This is a genomic window from Blastococcus sp. SYSU DS1021 (assembly GCF_054050995.1).
Genome location: NZ_JBJHAL010000007.1, coordinates 161,510 through 178,501 on the forward strand (window position 1 = coordinate 161,510; position 16,992 = coordinate 178,501).

At 72.2% G+C, this 16,992-nt stretch carries 13 protein-coding genes; all 13 read right to left on the reverse strand.

The annotated features are described in order from the left end of the window. Positions 1 to 123: 123 nt before the first annotated feature. The 13 genes from ACI8AP_RS07585 to ACI8AP_RS07645 all read right to left on the reverse strand — a co-directional run bounded on the left by ACI8AP_RS07585 (position 124) and on the right by ACI8AP_RS07645 (position 16,830). Positions 124 to 729 carry a DUF2567 domain-containing protein gene (locus ACI8AP_RS07585; RefSeq protein WP_456588734.1) on the reverse strand — a complete coding sequence of 202 codons (606 nt, stop codon included), beginning with the start codon at positions 727 to 729 and terminating at the stop codon, positions 124 to 126. 85 nt (positions 730 to 814) lie between these two features. Next, on the reverse strand, positions 815 to 4,375 hold the full coding sequence (dnaE, locus tag ACI8AP_RS07590; protein WP_456588735.1) for a DNA polymerase III subunit alpha: 3,561 nt from the start codon (positions 4,373 to 4,375) through the stop codon (positions 815 to 817). Between the two features lie 185 nt (positions 4,376 to 4,560). Then, positions 4,561 to 5,016: a GNAT family N-acetyltransferase gene (locus tag ACI8AP_RS07595; protein ID WP_456588736.1), complete on the reverse strand. Its 456-nt coding sequence runs from the start codon at positions 5,014 to 5,016 to the stop codon at positions 4,561 to 4,563. A gap of 35 nt (positions 5,017 to 5,051) precedes the next feature. Continuing rightward, positions 5,052 to 5,870 (reverse strand): CPBP family intramembrane glutamic endopeptidase, encoded by an 819-nt coding sequence (locus tag ACI8AP_RS07600; RefSeq protein ID WP_456588737.1) that lies wholly within the window; start codon positions 5,868 to 5,870, stop codon positions 5,052 to 5,054. 10 nt (positions 5,871 to 5,880) lie between these two features. Next, positions 5,881 to 6,828, reverse strand: a complete 948-nt coding sequence (locus ACI8AP_RS07605) for an RluA family pseudouridine synthase (protein ID WP_456588738.1) — start codon at positions 6,826 to 6,828, stop codon at positions 5,881 to 5,883. A 38-nt stretch (positions 6,829 to 6,866) separates the two neighbouring features. Beyond that, a complete protein-coding gene (gene lspA, locus ACI8AP_RS07610; RefSeq protein WP_456588739.1) occupies positions 6,867 to 7,397 on the reverse strand; it encodes a signal peptidase II in 531 nt (176 codons plus the stop codon). 196 nt (positions 7,398 to 7,593) lie between these two features. Further along, positions 7,594 to 9,246, reverse strand: coding sequence for a glycoside hydrolase family 13 protein (locus tag ACI8AP_RS07615; RefSeq protein WP_456588740.1), 1,653 nt, complete (start codon positions 9,244 to 9,246; stop codon positions 7,594 to 7,596). A gap of 86 nt (positions 9,247 to 9,332) precedes the next feature. Beyond that, on the reverse strand, positions 9,333 to 10,640 hold the full coding sequence (locus ACI8AP_RS07620; protein WP_456588741.1) for an ABC transporter ATP-binding protein: 1,308 nt from the start codon (positions 10,638 to 10,640) through the stop codon (positions 9,333 to 9,335). 55 nt (positions 10,641 to 10,695) lie between these two features. Then, a complete protein-coding gene (locus ACI8AP_RS07625; RefSeq protein ID WP_456588742.1) occupies positions 10,696 to 11,529 on the reverse strand; it encodes a carbohydrate ABC transporter permease in 834 nt (277 codons plus the stop codon). A 2-nt stretch (positions 11,530 to 11,531) separates the two neighbouring features. Further along, positions 11,532 to 12,491, reverse strand: coding sequence for a carbohydrate ABC transporter permease (locus ACI8AP_RS07630; protein WP_456588743.1), 960 nt, complete (start codon positions 12,489 to 12,491; stop codon positions 11,532 to 11,534). Continuing rightward, the gene (locus ACI8AP_RS07635; RefSeq protein WP_456588744.1) at positions 12,488 to 13,795 is read right to left on the reverse strand and encodes an extracellular solute-binding protein; all 1,308 of its coding nucleotides are present in this window, start codon (positions 13,793 to 13,795) and stop codon (positions 12,488 to 12,490) included. Before ACI8AP_RS07635 ends, ACI8AP_RS07630 begins: the two co-directional genes overlap by 4 nt. 155 nt (positions 13,796 to 13,950) lie before the next feature. Beyond that, positions 13,951 to 15,180 (reverse strand): DUF4032 domain-containing protein, encoded by a 1,230-nt coding sequence (locus tag ACI8AP_RS07640; RefSeq protein WP_456588745.1) that lies wholly within the window; start codon positions 15,178 to 15,180, stop codon positions 13,951 to 13,953. 138 nt (positions 15,181 to 15,318) lie between these two features. Then, positions 15,319 to 16,830, reverse strand: coding sequence for a potassium/proton antiporter (locus ACI8AP_RS07645; RefSeq protein WP_456588746.1), 1,512 nt, complete (start codon positions 16,828 to 16,830; stop codon positions 15,319 to 15,321). Between the last annotated feature and the right edge of the window lie 162 nt (positions 16,831 to 16,992).

Consider the following 16,992-nt stretch of genomic DNA (forward strand, 5'->3'; position numbering starts at 1 on the left):
CGCTGTGATCCGCACCACGCAGATCCTGTGACCGCCGACACTAGGAACGATCCCCCGACCTGCCCACGGCCACCGCGCACCAACTTGGCCACGGCCTTTGTGCACCGTGCACGGTGCGTCCGCTCAGCGCACAGGAGGCGGCGCGACGGTCCCCGGATCACCGCCCCCGCGCCGGCCGAGGCCGTCGTCGGCGGCCACCAGCGCGCAGCCCAGGTAGACGAGCAGCGCGGCGAACGGGGCGGCGGCGAGACCGGGCAGGGAACCAAGCACCAGCCCCGTGGTGACCTCAGCGCCGACCTGGGAGAGCTGGGCCTCGGTGGGTGAGGGCCCGAGCAGCTCCCCGACCTGCCAGGCGAGGACGGCCGCCGCCGACGTACCGGCCACGAGGACCACCAGCATGCCCACCCCCCGGCCGCGGCGGACCTGCCACGCCGCGGCGCCGGCCAGCAGCCCCAGGCCCAGCAGCACGAGCACGAGCACGGTGTCGTCGGCGATCCGCACCTCCGCCGCCGGCGGGCCGACGGCGACCGGGCCGGTCTCGGTCACCTGGAACTCCGCCCGGGGGGCCAGCAGCCACCAGAGCGCACCCGCGGGCAGGCCGGCGAGGACGAGCCCGACCAGGAGCGCGCGGCCCGCGCGCAGGTCCTCCCGGACCTCCGGTCGGCCCCGCCAGTAGGCGTGCGGGGGCACCCCCGGCACGGGCTGGACGGGCAGCGGTGGGGTGCTCACCCCACCAGTGAACAACCTCCCGAGCCCGGCCCCCTGCAGGGGCCCGCCGCGAGCGTGCGAGCGGTGGGGGGCAGGGGGTCCTCTTTCAGAGCAGCGCCACGCTCGTCGGGCCGAGGAGTGCCTTGATGTCGCCCATCAGGGCGGTGCTGGGCTGCACCCGCAGCCCCTGGTCGAGCCGCAGCACCGTCTCCCTGCTGCCGTTCACCAGCTTGAGCCGCACCTCCGTGGTGCCCGGGTGGCTGCCCAGCACCTCCCGCAGCCGCTCCACGACCGGTGGGGTGCACCGGGCGGCGGCCATCGAGACCAGCACGGGCCCGCGCGCGCCCTCGGTGAGCTCCGGGACGATGACCTCCGAGCCGAACAGCGAGGGCTGGTCGTCGCGCCGGCTGATCCGGCCCTTGACCACGACGATCTGGTCGCGGACCACCTTCTCCGAGACCTCGGCCCACGTCTTCGGGAAGAACAGCACCTCGATGCCGGACTCGAGGTCCTCCAGCGTCGCGATCGCCCACGGCGCGCCCTGCTTGTTCGTGCGCGGCGAGACGGCGGTGAGGATGCCCGCGATGGTCACGTTGGCGCCGTCCTCGACCCCGCCCGCGTTGATCTCGGCGATGGGGGTGTCGGCGTTGGCGGCGAGCACGTGCTCGACGCCGTGCAGCGGGTGGTCGGAGACGTAGAGACCGAGCATGTCGCGCTCGAACATCAGCCGCTCGCTCTTGGACCAGTCGGCGGTCGGGATGGTGATGTCGAGGGCGCCGGCGAACGGGTCGTCGGCCGCCCCATCCCCGCCGAAGCTGCCGAACAGGTCGAACTGGCCCTCGGCCTCCTTGCGCTTGAGTCCCATCGCGGAGTCGACGGCCTGGGCGTGGACGGCGACGATGCCCTGGCGGGAGTGGCCGAGCGAGTCGAAGGCCCCGGCCTTGGCCAGGGACTCGATGACCTTCTTGTTGCAGGCGACCGTGTCGATCTTGCGCATGAAGTCGGCGAAGTCCTTGAAGGCGCCCTTCTCCTCGCGCGCCCGGACGATGGACTCCACGACGTTGGTGCCGACGTTGCGCACCGAGGCCAGCCCGAAGCGGATGTCGGTGCCGACCGCGGTGAAGTCCCACGAGGACTCGTTGACGTCGGGCGGGAGCACCTTGATGCCCATCCGGCGGCACTCGGCCAGGTAGATGGGCCGACGGTCCTTGTCGTCCTGGACGCTGGTGAGCAGGCCGGCCATGTACTCGGCCGGGTAGTTGGCCTTGAGGTAGGCGGTCCAGTACGAGACCAGGCCGTAGGCGGCGGAGTGGGCCTTGTTGAACGCGTAGTCGGCGAAGGGGACGAGGATGTCCCACAGGGTCTTGATGGCGGCGCTGGAGAACCCGTTGGCCTTCATGCCGGCCTCGAAGCCGACGAACTCGGCGTCCAGCACCGACTTCTTCTTCTTGCCCATGGCGCGGCGCAGCAGGTCGGCCTTGCCGAGCGAGTAGCCGGCGACCTTCTGCGCGATTGCCATGACCTGCTCCTGGTAGACGATCAGGCCGTAGGTCTGGCCGAGGATCTCCTCCAGCGGCTCGGCCAGCTCCGGGTGGATCGGGGTGATCTCCTGCTGGCCGTTCTTGCGCAGCGCGTAGTTGGTGTGCGAGTTCGCACCCATCGGGCCCGGGCGGTAGAGCGCGCCGACGGCGGAGATGTCCTCGAAGTTGTCCGGCCGCATGAGCCGCAGCAGCGACCGCATCGGCCCGCCGTCGAACTGGAAGACCCCGAGCGTGTCACCGCGGGAGAGCAGGGCGTAGGTGGCCGGGTCGGTGAGGTCCTTGCTGATCTCGTCGAGGTCGACCGGCTCCTTGCCGTTGATCACGATGTTGCGCAGGGCGTCGTCGATGACGGTGAGGTTGCGCAGGCCCAGGAAGTCCATCTTCAGCAGGCCGAGCGTCTCGCAGGTCGGGTAGTCGAACTGCGTGATGATGGCGCCGTCGGCCTCGCGGCGCATGATCGGGATGCTGTCGATCAGCGGGTAGCGGCCGATGATGACGCCGGCGGCGTGCACGCCCCACTGGCGCTTCAGGCCTTCGAGCTTGCGGGCCTGGTCGACGACCTCGGCCGCCCCGGGGTCGGACTCGTAGCGGGCGCGGAACTCCGCGGCCTCCTTGTAGCGCGGGTGGGCCGGGTCGAAGACCCCCGACAGCGGGATGCCCTTGCCCATGACGTCCGGCGGCATGAGCTTGGTCAGCTCGTCGCCCACCGAGTAGGGCCGGTCGAGCACGCGGGCGGCGTCCTTGATCGCTGCCTTCGCCTTGATCGTCCCGTAGGTGACGATCTGGCTGACCCGCTCCTCGCCGTACTTCTTGGAGACGTACTGGATCACCTCGCCCCGGCGGCGGTCGTCGAAGTCGATGTCGACGTCGGGCATGGAGACGCGCTCGGGGTTGAGGAACCGCTCGAAGATCAGCCCGTGCTGCAGCGGGTCGAGGTCGGTGATGCCCATGGCGTAGGCCGCCAGCGAGCCCGCGGCCGAGCCACGACCCGGGCCCACCCGGATGCCGTTGTCCTTGGCCCAGTTGATGAAGTCGGCGACCACGAGGAAGTAGCCCGGGAAGCCCATCTGGCAGATGATCCCGACCTCGTAGTCGGCCTGCTTGCGCACGTGGTCGGGGATGCCGTTCGGATAGCGCTTGTGCAGGCCGCGCTCGACCTCCTTCACGAACCAGGAGGTCTCGTCCTCCCCCGGTGGCAGGGGGAACCGGGGCATGAGGTCGGCGCCCTCGGTGAACGTCACCTCGCACTGCTCGGCGACCAGGAGGGTGTTGTCGCAGGCCTCCCGCAGGTCGCCGGTGAACAGCGCCCGCATCTCGGCGGCGGACTTCAGGTAGTAGCCGTCACCGTTGAACTTGAAGCGGTTGGGCTCGTTGAGCCGCGAGCCGGTCTGGATGCACAGCAGGGCGTCATGGGCCTCGGCGTCCTCCTTGTGCGTGTAGTGCAGGTCGTTGGTGGCCAGCAGCGGGATGCCGAGGTCCTTGGCGATCGCCAGCAGGGCGGGCCGGGTCTTCTTCTCGATGGCCAGGCCGTGGTCCATCAGCTCGGCGTAGAAGTTCTCCCGCCCGAAGATGTCCTGGAAGTCCGCGGCCGCCTGGCGCGCCTTGTCCTCCTTGCCGGCGCGCAGCCACATGTTCACCTCGCCCGACGGGCAGCCGGTGGTGGCGATGAGGCCCTTGCCGTAGCGCTCCAGCAGGTCCCGGTCGAACCGGGGCTTGCGGTACTGCCCCTCGAGGCTGGCCAGCGAGGAGATGCGGAAGAGGTTGTGCATCCCCTCCGTGCTGCGGGCCAGCAGCGTCATGTGGGTGTACGCGGCCTTCCCCCGGTTGGAGCCGCCGTCGCCCTCCTCGTCGATGAGGTTGTCGCCGAAGTCGAAGGGCGCCCGGTCGAACCGCGAGCCCGGCGTGTAGTAGCCCTCCATGCCGATGATCGGCTTCACGCCGGCCGCGTGCGCCTGCTTGTAGAAGTCGTAGGCGCCGAACACGTTCCCGTGGTCGGTCATGGCCAGCGCCGGCATCCCCTGCTCCGCCGCGGCCTTGGTGACCTCAGGCAGCTTCGCGGCGCCGTCGAGCATCGAGTACTCGGTGTGTACGTGCAGGTGCACGAACGAATCGGACGGGCTGCTCACTGTGCGGGATGCTCCTCACGGGTCGTGCGTGCCCGGCCGGCGTCACGCGGCGGGCGACCGGCGGGGAAGACCGGCAGTGCATGCGGGGTGTCGGGCACCGGCGGGCCGGTGGGTCGATCCTCGCACTGGTTCGGTTCTACGCCGAGGGTCTGACACGACGTGTCTGCTCACAGTGGACCGATCCGTCACAGCGGTCCGGATTCGGCTGAGGACAGCGCGCGCCGCATGGTGACGTGCGCGATGCCGGCCTCCTCGTAGACCTCGCCGACGGCCGCGTACCCGGCGCGCTCGTAGAAGCGGCGGGCCGGCAGCTGGGCGTGCAGCTCGACCGCCCGCGCCCCGCGCGCGACGGCCTGCCGGTGCAGCTCGGCGAGGACGGCGGCCCCGTGCCCCCTGCCCCGGACCTCGGCCGCGGCGGCCATCCGGCCGATGCGCGCCGTGGCCCCGTCCAGCAGCAGCCGCCCGGTGGCGACCACGCGGCCGGAGACGTCGCGGCTGAGCACGTGCACGGCCACCGCGTCGGCGTCGTCCTGCTCGATCTCGGGCGGGACGCCCTGCTCCTCGACGAACACGCGGCTCCGCAGCGCCGCCACCTCCGGCCAGTCGGCGGTGGTGGCGACCTGGGCGGTGGGGCTGGGCACGACCTCCATTCTGGCGACGCCGGCGAGCGGGCCGGTCAGCGGCCGGGGGCCTCGCGCCGTTCGTGCACCGACGCCGGCAGGGCGCTGGCCGGCACGAGCAGGAAGCGCAGGTCGATCAGCGCGTGCAGCAGCACCGGCAGCAGCAAGGACCCGGTGTCCAGGTAGAACGCGGCCATGATCCCGCCCAGCACACCGGTCAGGACGATGCCCGCGCGCCCCTGGTAGGCGTGCGCCAGGCCGAACGCGGCCGCGGCGACGACCACGAGCAGCCAGGTGGGCAGGCCTCCGGTCACGGCGGCGACCACGGCGAGGAAGAACCCCCGGTACAGCCACTCCTCGCACACCCCCGCCGTGACGCCGACGAGGGTGAACAGCCGCCGCTCGCCCCCGGTGCGGGGCAGCAGCGCCAGGGTGGACTGCCCGGGCGGCTCGGCGTGCCGGCCGTGGGCGGGCGGGGAATGACCCGCCCGCCGCGCCGGTCGGGCCGCTTCCAGCAGGGCGCCGGCCCGCAGCTGGCGGGTGGAGGCGACGACGAACAGCAGGACCAGGACGACGACCGCCGCGGTGACCGGCCCGGGCCACTCCCGCGGCCAGACCAGCCCCACGGCCGCGGCGTCGACCCCGGGAGCGGCGAGCCAGACGACGGCGGCGACCGCGGCCAGCCCCCACTCGAGCACGAGCAGCCGCCGGTAGAACGAGCGGCGGGCGCCCGCGTCGGTGCGCAGCCGCCCCTCGAACCGGCGGTGCAGCACGTGCCCGACGACGGGCTCCCCCGCCACCAGGTAGACGGCGACCACGACCGCGGCGAACGCCGCCGGGCCGAAGTCGCCCAGCGCGACCGGCAGACCCGTCACCGTCGCGGGGTCAGGCCTCGGCGCGCAGCAGGGCCAGCGCGCCGGCGAGGTCGGGCGGGTACTCGCTGGTGACCTCGATCCACTGCCCGTCGGCCGGGTGCGGGAAGCCCAGCCGCACCGCGTGCAGCCACTGGCGGGAGACCCCCAGCCGGGCGGCGAGGGTCGGGTCGGCGCCGTAGGTGGTGTCCCCGACGCAGGGGTGGCGCAGGGCGGAGAAGTGCACCCGGATCTGGTGGGTGCGCCCCGTCTCGAGCCGGATGTCGACGAGGCTGGCGGCGGCGAATGCCTCGGTCACCTCGTAGTGGGTGACCGACGGCCGCCCCCCGCTCACGACGGCGAACTTCCAGTCGTGCCGAGGGTGCCGGTCGATCGGTGCGTCGATGGTGCCGCGCGACGGGTCGGGGTGGCCCTGCACGAGCGCGTGGTAGCCCTTCTCGACCGTCCGTTCCTTGAACGCGGCCTTGAGCGCGGTGTAGGCGCGCTCGCTCTTGGCGACCACCATCACGCCGGTGGTGGCCGCGTCGAGCCGGTGCACGACACCCTGCCGCTCGGCCGCACCCGACGTGGAGATGCGGTACCCGGCGGCGGCCAGTCCGCCGATGACCGTGGGCCCGTCCCAGCCGGGGCTGGGGTGCGCGGCGACGCCCACCGGCTTGTCGACGACCACCAGGTCGTCGTCGTCGAACAGGATCGTCATCCCCTCGACCGGCCTGGGCGGCGCGGGCTCGCCCGGCGGGGGCGGCAGCTCGACCTCCAGCCAGCTGCCCCCGGCGAGCCGGTCGCCCTTGCCGCGCACCCGGCCGTCGACGACGACGTGGCCGGCGTCGGCGAGCTCGGCCGCCGCCGTGCGGGACAGGCCGAAGAGCCGGGACAGGGCCTGGTCCACCCGCTGCCCCTCCAGCCCGTCGGGCACCGGAAGGGCGCGGTGCAGGCCGGGAGCGCTGGTCACGCCCCCCATTGTGCGGGTCGGGCCGGACGGGACGGCGGAGCCGGACCTCAGACGGCCCGGGGCCGCTCCTCCGCACCGCTGCGGGTGCCGTCGAACTCGATGCCCCGGAGCGCCAGCACCGCGCCCAGGATGCCGCCGCAGACGATCGCCGAGTCGGCGACGTTGAAGGCCGGGAACACGCTCCCGCCCGGGCCGAACACCGAGACGAAGTCCACGACCCCGCCGCGCAGGAAGCCGGGGTCGCGGAAGATGCGGTCGATCAGGTTGCCCACCGCGCCGCCCAGCACCAGCCCCAGCGCCACGGCCCAGCCGGTCGAGCGCAGCCGGCGGGCGGTGCGGACGATGACGACGGCCACGACGATCGCGATGAGGCTGAACACGACCGTGGCCCCCTGCGCGAAGGAGAAGGCGGCGCCGGTGTTGCGCAGGTGGGTCAGGTACAGCGCGCCACCGAGCAGCCGGATGTCCTCACCCGGCTCGATGGTCGCGACGACCACGAGCTTGGTCACGAGGTCGGCCAGGAGGACGACGGCGGCCAGCGTCAGCAGCAGCCGGGTGCGCGGCCGGCCGGGCGGCACGACGGCGGAGGAGCCGGCGGACGGGTCGTCGTGCTCGGACAGCTCGGGCTCCTCGGTTCGGCGGGATCGCGGGGGGGGGGGGGGGGGGGGGGGGGGGGGGGGGGGGGGGGGGGGGGGGGGGGGGGGGGGGGGGGGGGGGGGGGCGGGGGGGGCCCCCCCGGCCACCGCCGACGACGATAGCCGCGGGGAAGGCTGCCTACGTGGCGCCGAGTTCGAGCCAGACCGCGGTGTCCGGGGGCAGCAGGTCTGCGCAGGGCTCGCTGGACAGGAGTCGGCGGCCCGCACCGCGCAGGTCCAGCGGCTCGTCCGACAGGTTCACCACACACCGGAACGCCGGTCCGCGGTCGAAGGCGAGGACGCCGGAGGCGGACCGGCACCAGGAGAAGTCCCCGCTGCCCAGGCCCGGGACGCGCTGGCGGAGGTCGAGCGCCGCGCGGTAAAGGGAGAGGGTCGACGTCGGGTCCACCAGTTGCGCGGCGACGGTGACGCGCGCCCACTCCGCGGGCTGCGGCAGCCAGGGGTCGACATCGTCGCCGGTGAACCCGAACGGGGGGCGGTCACCCGACCACGGCAGGGGGACGCGGCACCCGTCACGACCCCGGGCGGTGCGGCCGGACCGTTGCCAGGTCGGATCCTGCAGCACCTCCTCCGGCAGGTCCTCCACCTCGGCCAGGCCGAGCTCCTCGCCCTGGTAGACGTAGGCGGAGCCGGGCAGGGCAAGGGTGAGCAGCGCGGCCGCGCGGGCCCGGCGGAGCCCGACGTCCAGGTCCGCGGCCGGCGCACCGGTGTCGAAGCCCATGGTGGCCGCCGCGCTCCGGGCGCGGCCGAAGCGGGTCACGTGCCGGGTCTCGTCATGGCTGGACAGCACCCAGGTGGCCGGCGCCCCTACCGGTTCGAGGGCGGCCAGGCTGGCGTCGATCACGGCGCGCAGCCGGCGCGCGTCCCACGGGCAGGCGAGGTAGTCGAAGTTGAAACTGGTGTGCATCTCGTCCGGCCGCACGTAGCGGCTGAGCCGCTCGGGTCCGTTGACCACGGCTTCCGTGACGAACAGCCGACCGCCCTCGTAGCCGTCCCCGATCCGCCGCCAGCGACGGAGGATGTCGTGCACCGCGTCGACGTCCCAGTGCGGGTTGCCCACCCAGGTGCGGGACTCGAACAGGGCTCCTGGTCGGTGGCCGGCGTCGGGCAGGCCGGGCACCTTTGCCATCGCCGGCGCGGCGTCGACCCGGATCCCGTCGATCCCCCGGTCGAACCAGAACCTCAGGATGGCGTCGAAGTCGTCCCGGACACCGGGGTGGTCCCAGTCGAGGTCGGGCTGCTCCGGGGCGAACAGGTGCAGGTACCACTGCCCCGGCGAACCGTCGGGTTCGCGCACCCGGGTCCAGGCGGGGCCGCCGAAGGCGCTGATCCAGTCGTTGGGCGGCGTGGAGCCGCCTGACCGGCCGTCGCGGAAGAAGTATCTGCTCCGCTCGGGCGCGCCGGGCCCGGCGGCCAGGGCCGCACGGAACCACGGGTGCTGGTCGGAGGTGTGGTTGGGGACCAGGTCGGTGATGACGCGCAGCCCGAGCCCGTGGGCTTCAGCGAGGAACGCATCGGCGTCCGCGAGCGTGCCGAAGCGCGGATCGATGTCGCAGTAGTCGGCGACGTCGTACCCGCCGTCGGCCATGGGCGAGGGGTACCAGGGAGTGATCCACAGGGCGTCGACGCCGAGCTCGGCGAGGTAGGGCAACCGGCGGCGCAGGCCGCCGAGATCGCCGATCCCGTCCCCGTCGGAATCGGCGAAGCTCCGCAGGTACACCTCGTAGACCACGGCGTTCCGCCACCACGTGTCCCACCCCATCGTCGCCATCTCCGAGCCTGGTGAGGTGCTGGAACGGCCGCCCTTCAGGGTCCCGTGCCGAGCCTGCGAGGCGTGGGGGGAAGGGTGGTTCTTCCTCAGGCCGAGGCCGCCGTGGCCCCACCCACCTGCGCCCCGCGCACGGGTGCACCGCCCTCGGGCCCACTGCCCGCCTGCGCCTGCGAGCCCTCGAGCTGCTCGACGCGGTCCTGTGCCGCCATCCGGGTGAGCTCGGCCCCGGCCTCCGCGTCCCGGGTCAGGTTCTCCCCGGTCTCCGGGTCGAAGACGTGCACCTTGCGGCTGTCCAGCCAGAACTCCGCCTCCCGGCCCTCCCGGATCCGGCTGGTCGCGTCGATGGAGACGATGGCCTGGGTGCGCAGCTCCTCGGAGTCCAGCTCCTTGGACAGCTCGCGCAGCTGGGTCTTGATCGACTCCGGGGCCTCGTACGGGATGTAGGCGTACTGCGAGTCCCCCAGCCACTCGGTGACGTCGACCCGCGCCCGGAACGTCGAGCCGAGCGGGCGCTTGGCCTCGTCGACCAAGGAGGCGTCCTCGAAGTACTCCGGCCGGATGCCGACCAGCAGCAGCTCGCGGCCGGCCACCTTGGCGGCGCGGCCGGCGTCCAGCTCGATCGTCCCGAACGGCGTCTTCAGCGTGTTGCCCTCGGGCGTCGCCGGCAGGAAGTTCATCGGGGGCGACCCGATGAATCCGGCCACGAAGAGGTTGACCGGCTGCTCGTACAGCTCGCGCGGCGACGCGACCTGCTGGATCTGGCCCTTGCGCAGGACGCAGACCCGGTCGCCGAGGGTCATGGCCTCGGTCTGGTCGTGGGTGACGTAGACGGTGGTGATCCCCAGCCGGCGCTGCAGCCGCGAGATCTCGGTGCGCATCTGACCGCGGAGCTTGGCGTCGAGGTTCGACAGCGGCTCGTCGAAGAGGAACGCCTCGGCCTGCCGGACGATGGCCCGGCCCATCGCGACGCGCTGCCGCTGACCACCCGAGAGGTTGGCAGGCTTGCGCTCCAGGTGCTCCTTGAGCTCCAGCACGTCCGAGGCCTCGTCCACCCGGCGACGCACCTCGTCATCGGGCATCTTCGCCAGCCGTAGCGGGAAGGCGATGTTCTCGAACACCGTCATGTGCGGGTACAGCGCGTAGTTCTGGAACACCATCGACAGGTTGCGGTCGCGCGGCGCCAGGTCGTTGACCCGCTTACCGCCGATGATCATGTCGCCGCTGGTGATGTCCTCGAGGCCGACGATCATCCGCAGCAGCGTCGACTTCCCGCAGCCGGAGGGGCCGACGAGGATCATGAACTCCCCATCGGCGATGTCCAGGCTCACGTCGTTGACGGCCTGGAACCCGTCGCCGTACTCCTTGACGATGTTCTTCATCTCGATGGAGGCCATCAGTGTTCGTCCTCTCGGGAGGTCGATGCGGTGGAGCGGGTGGGGATCATGACGGTCAGCCCTTGACCGCGCCGTTGGTGAGACCGGCGACGATGCGCCGCTGGAAGAGGAGCACGAGGACGACGACCGGGATGGTGACGATCAGAGCGGCCGCCGCGATCGCGCCCGTCGGGTCCTCGAACTGGGAGGCGCCGCTGAACAGGCCGAGCGCTGCCGGCACCGGCCGGGCCGCCTCGGTGGAGGTCAGGACGATTCCGTAGACGAAGTCGTTCCAGGCGATGAAGAACGCGATGATCGCCGTGGTGAACACCCCGGGAGCGGCCAACGGCACGATCACCTTGCGGAACGCCTGCCACGTCGTGGCGCCGTCGACCTGGGCGGCCTGCTCCATCTCCCACGGGATCTCCCGGAAGAAGGCCGACATCGTCCAGATCGAGATGGGCAGCGTCAGCGACAGGTACGGGAGGATCAGGCCGGGCCAGGTGTCGTAGAGACCGATCTGCCGCCACACGTTGAACAGTGGCGTCACGATCGAGATGACCGGGAAGATCGCCACCGCCAGCGCCGTGGAGAGGATCACCTTCTTGCCCGGGAAGTCCAACCGGGCGATCGCGTAGGCGGCGAACATCGCCAGCAGGCAGGAGATGGCCGTGGCGATCAGGCAGATTCCGAACGAATTGCGCAGCGCGGGCAGGAACAGTTCGCTCGCGTCTCCGGTCAGGACCGTCTCGTAGTTGCCCCAGGAGACGCTGGTCGGCAGGAACTGACCGTTGGCGATGTCCGACGGGGCCTTCAGCGAGATGGAGATGATCCAGGCGATCGGGAACAGCGCGTAGACGACGATGATCGCGCCACCGATCCACCACATGATCTTTTTCCGAGCAGACATTGTCACTCCCCCCGCGTCGAGGCCAGATCGACCTTGAACGCCTTGATGAAGGTGAAAGCGATCAGCACCACCACGAGGAACAGCAGCACCGACACCGCCGATCCCAGCCCGATCTCCAATCGTGCGATCGTCTGCCGGTACGCGAGGAACGACACCGATTCGGTGCCGTTGGCACCACCGGTCATGATGAAGATGCTGTCGAAGACCCGGAACGCGTCCAGGCTCCGGAACAGCAGGGCGACCATGATCGCCGCCTTCATGTTCGGGATCGTCACCCGCCACAGCCGCTGCCACCACGTGGCGCCGTCGACCTTCGCCGCCTCCTGCAGCACCTCTGGCACCTGCGCCAGACCTGCCAACAGCAGGAGGGAGATGAACGGGGTGGTCTTCCAGATCTCCGCCAGGCAGATGACCAACAGGGACTGCCACCTGTCGCCGAACCAGTCGGTGTTCTCGGTGACCCCGGGGATCCAGGCGAACCAGGAGTTCACGAAGCCGGTGTTGATGTCGAACGCGAACTGCCAGGCGAAAGCAGAGACCACGGTGATCACCGCGTACGGGATGAGGATGGCCGCACGCACCACCGGCCGGATGTGGCTGAGCGCCTTGGCCATCACCATGGCGAGCCCGAAGCCGAGCACCAGCTCGACCGCGACGGTGACCACCGTGATGAAGACGGTGACCCAGATGGCCTGCCACCAGATGGGATCGGTGAGGATCACCCAGTAGTTGTTCAGCCCGTTGAACGAACGGTTGGTCGGGTCGGTGAGCCGGTAGGAGAACAGCGACTCGTAGACCGCCTGCACGATGGGGTAGGCGGTCACCGCCAGCATCACCACGAACGCCGGGCCGGCCAGCAGCCAACCGAGCTTCCGCTCGCTGCGCGACCGGTCGCTGAGCCCCCGTTTGGGCGTCGAGACCGGTTCGGTCTTCTTGACCGGCGGGAGCGTGGTCTGAGTCACAGCAGTTCCTCCCCTGCCAGGACGGCCTCGATGAGGTCGGCGGCTGCCTGGCCGGTGCGGCCGGGGTCGACGGCGCTCGCCGGGTGGTACACCCGCTGCAACGCCCCGGAGACCTCGCTGTAGTAGACGGTCTGCGGCCGGGGCGCGGCCGCCTCCAGCGACTCCCGGATGAGCGGGGCCTGCGGGAACTCCTCGAGCACCTCGGGGTCGTCGTAGACCGACGCCAGGGCCGCCGGGTTGCCGTTGGTGAGGAAGTAGTAGGTCTGGTTCTCCTCGGAGACGATGCACTCGGCGGCCTGGTAGGCCAGGTCCGTGTTCTGGCTGAAGGCGCCGACGCCGATGTTGATGCCGCCGTAGGGGGGCCGGCTCTCCTCGTCCTCGACGGTCCGCGGGTAGCGCGCCCACCCGTAGTCCTCGGGCACGGACGGGTCGAGCGTGCCCGCCTCGACGGCGGCCAGCGCCCGGGGCCAGACGAACGGCCAGTTGACCATGAACGCCGCGTCGCCGTCTTCGAAGTCCGTCACGTTGGCGTCCTCACCGGCGGTGGAGAAGGCCGGGCCACCCACGGTCGCTACCGACTTCATCGCCTCGGCCGCCTCCACGGCGGCCTCGGACTCGAGTCCGAGCTGGATGTCCTCCGGGTTCTCGGCGGTCTCCGCGATGATCGAGCCACCCGCCCCCTCGATGAGCGCGTTGATCCAGACCGTGAGCGCCTCGGCGCGAATGCCCTGCGCGGCGATCTGCGTGCCCTGCTCCTGGGCTGCGGCGACCAGTTGGGCCCAGGTGACCGGCTCGTCCATGTCGAGCCCGGCGGCCTCCGCCGCCGACTGCTTGTACCAGAGCAGCTGGGTGTTGGCCCAGAACGGCACGGCGACCAGCTCGTCGTCCCAGGTCGACCCTTCGATCGCGCTCTGCACGACCCCCTCGGTCACCCGCTCGGCGACGTCCTCGGGCACGGGGGCCAGGAAGCCGGCTTGGGCGAACTCGGGGATGTAGGGCGGGTCCAGGCTCATCAGGTCGATCGAGTCGTCCTCCGCCGCCAGCCGCCGGATCAGCTGCTCCCGCTGCTGCGAGGACTCGCGGGGCAGCTGCGCCGTCTCGATGGTGTAGGCGCCCCCCGCTTCCTCCGTGCAGCGCGCGGCGATCTCCGCCTGCCCACCCGAGTCGGGATTGGTGTACCAGGTGAGTGTCGAGTCGCTGCCCGCATCGCTCCCACAGGCCGTCAGAGCGGCGACCGCGACGAGCGAGGCCGTGGCGCTCGCTGCCTTTCTCCTCTGGCGCTTCTGACCAGGAGCGTTCGGCATCAGTCCTCGCCTCCGTTGGCGTCCACCCGACCGAGATCACGACGGTCCTCGGAGCGTGATACAGGCCACAAAGGGTGTCAATTCGAACGGCCCGGACGGCATCGACCCGCGACGGGGCCGGGCCGTGCCGTGCCGTGGTGGACTGCCCTACCGGGCTACGGGCGCCCGGCGATGACCGACGGCGTGGTCAGCTCCTGCGGGGTGCCGGGCAGCACCGTCTCGAAGTAGGAGCGCGCGGCCTTCGTCGTCCCGACGTCCCGCCCGGCCTTCTCGGACAGGAACCACCGGTGCTCGAGGACCTCGTGGAAGACCTCGGCCGGCTCCAGCCGGCCGCGCAGGTGCTCGGGGATGGCGTCGACCACGGGCTGGTAGACCTCCCCCAGCCAGCGGTGGCCGGCGATCGTCTCGGGCACCGGGTGACCGGACTTCTGCTCCAGGTAGGCGCGGAAGGCGCGGACGTCGTTGAGCAGCCGCTGCGCCTGGCGTTCCCGCACCTCCAGGCCGGTCAGCCGGAACAGCTCGCGCCGGTTGTGCCCGGGCTCGGCGACCCGGGTCTCGACGCGCAGCCGGGTGCCCTCGTCGGTCGTGCGCAGCTCGACCTCCCCGACGTCGAAGCCGAGCTCGTTGAGCCGCTGCAGCCGCTCGGCCACCCGGTAGCGCTGCTCGTCGGTGCGGAAGACCTCCTCGCGGGTGACCTCCTCCCACAGCGACTCGTAGCGCCGCGGCAGGCTGTCGGCCACCTCGATCGGGTCGATGCCCTCGGGCAGCAGCCCGCCGTACTGCAGGTCCAGCAGCTCCGCGCCGACCCGCTCGCGGGCCAGGTCGACGTCGTAGCGGCGCTGGCCGGGCGACAGCCGCGGGTGGCGTTCGACGGTCTCGGCGTCGACCAGGTAGGCGGCGAAGGTGCCGGCGTCCAGCCGGAAGAGGGTGTTCGACAGCGAGCAGTCACCCCAGAAGACGCCGGCGAGGTGCAGCCGCACCAGCAGCACGACCATCGTGTCGAGCAGCTGCTCGGCCGACTGGGCTCCGCGTGGCCCGGAGAACAGCCAGCGGTAGGACATCGAGTACTCGAGGTACCGGGTGACCAGCACCGCAGGCTGCTCGTCGGGCCGGTCGACGCAGATGCCGAGCACCGAGACCGCCGGCAGGCCCTCGCTCTCGAACTGGGCCAGCAGGGCGTACTCGTGCCGGGCCAGCCGCTCGTCGATCTCCTTCAGCGCGTAGACCCGGCCCTCGAGCGCGACGAAGCGCACCACGTGCCGCGAGATGCCGCGCGAGGGGACGTCGAGCAGCAGGGCGTCGTCCCACTCCTCCAGCGGCTGGTGCCACGGCAGCGACAGCAGCCCGGTCGCGTCGGTGGCCGGTGGCCGGAAGAGGTACCTCATGGCGCGCTCCGGGGGAAAGACAGGGTCTGGGTGCCACGATGCCACGCAGAGGGCCCGAGGGTCCGGTGACGTGCTGGAACGGCCTCCTGCAGGGGCCCACCGCGAGCCCGCGAGCGTTGGGGGGCAGGAGGTCCTCTTTCAGTCCGCTTCGCCGGCGCGGCCGGTCTCGCCCCGCCACATGGCGAGCCGGCCGGCGCGGCTGACCGCACGCAGCCGCCGCTCGGCCTCCGCCCGGGATGCGCGCGCCGACACCAGCAGCGCCTGGTCGCCCCGCATCAGCCGGGTGTTCCGGTCGGGCACGAACGCCCGGCCCTCGCGCACGATGAGCACCACCGCGGCGTCCTCGGGCAGCCGCAGCTCCGGCAGGTAGACGCCGTGCAGGCGCGACCCGTCCGGCACGGTCAGCTGCAGCAGGTCGGCGTCCAGCGTCTCCAGCGGGGCCGCCTCCACCTCCACGTCGCGCGGCGTGACCGGGGCCGCGATCCGCAGCCGTCGCGCCACCCAGGGCAGGGACCAGCCCTGCACGAGGGTGAAGACGACGACCAGCACGAAGACGGTGTCGAAGATGCCGGCCGCGCCGGTGACCCCGGCGGTGACGGGGAAGGTGGCGAGCACGATGGGGACGGCTCCGCGCAGGCCCGCCCAGGAGACGAAGGCCTGCTGCCGCCACGGCATCCGGAACCACACCAGGCTCAGCACCACCGACACCGGCCGGGCGACCAGCAGCAGCGCCCCGCCGACCACGAGCGCCGGGAGCAGGGCGTCGGCCAGCCGGGACGGCGAGGCGAGCAACCCGAGCAGGACGAACAGCCCGATCTGGGCGAGGGTGGCCGTGCCCTCGGCGAAGCCGATGCTCGCGGCGCGGTGCGGGAGGGCCGCGTTGCCCAGCACCAGCCCGCACAGGTACACCGCGACGATGCCCGAGGTGGCCGCGAGCGTTGCCGTGGCGAAGGCGAGCACGCACAGCGCCAGGATCGCCAGCGGGTAGAAGCCGGCCAGCGGAAGGGCGACCCGGCGCAGCAGCGCCGCCCCGCCGACCCCGAGCGCCACGCCGATCAGGGCCCCCCCGATCAGCTGGCCCACGACCTGCAGCACGATGAGCCACCACGCTCCCGGGCCGGCGCCGGTGAGGTACGCGGCGAGGGTGGTGACCAGGAGGATCGCCGGGGCGTCGTTGAGCCCGCTCTCCGCCTCGATGGAGGCCGCCAGCCGACGGGGCAGGGGCAGCCGCCGCAGGGCCCCGAAGACCGCGGCCGCGTCGGTGGACCCGACCACCGCCGCCAGGAGCAGGGCGAAGCCCCACGAGGCGTCGAGCAACCAGACGGCGAAGGCCGCGGTGATGCCGACGCTCACCGCCACCCCGACGGTGGCGAGGGTCAGCCCCGGCCCCACCGCCCGCCGCACGTCCGCCCAGCGGGTGGTCAGCCCACCCTCGGCGAGGATGACGACCAGCGCGGCCACGCCGAGGGTCTGGGTCAGCTCGGCGTCGTCGAAGCGCACGCCCAGCCCGCTCTCACCGATGGCCAGGCCGAGGGCCAGGTACAGCAGCAGGCTCGGCAGGCCCACGCGGTCGGCCAGCCGGAGCGCGACCGCGGCGACCAGCACGACGAGCGCCCCGAGGGCCAGCGCGACGGTGACGGTCGCGTTCACCCTCGGCCGCTCCGCATGCGGTCAGTCTCCCGTACGGCGGGGGCGGGCTCCCCCCGGTGGTGGCCCGGGGGCCCGGGGGGGCCCCCCGGGGGGGGGGTGTGTGGGCCCGGAACACAACCCGCCCCCGTTTAGCGCATCCCCCCCCCCGGCACCCACCCCCCC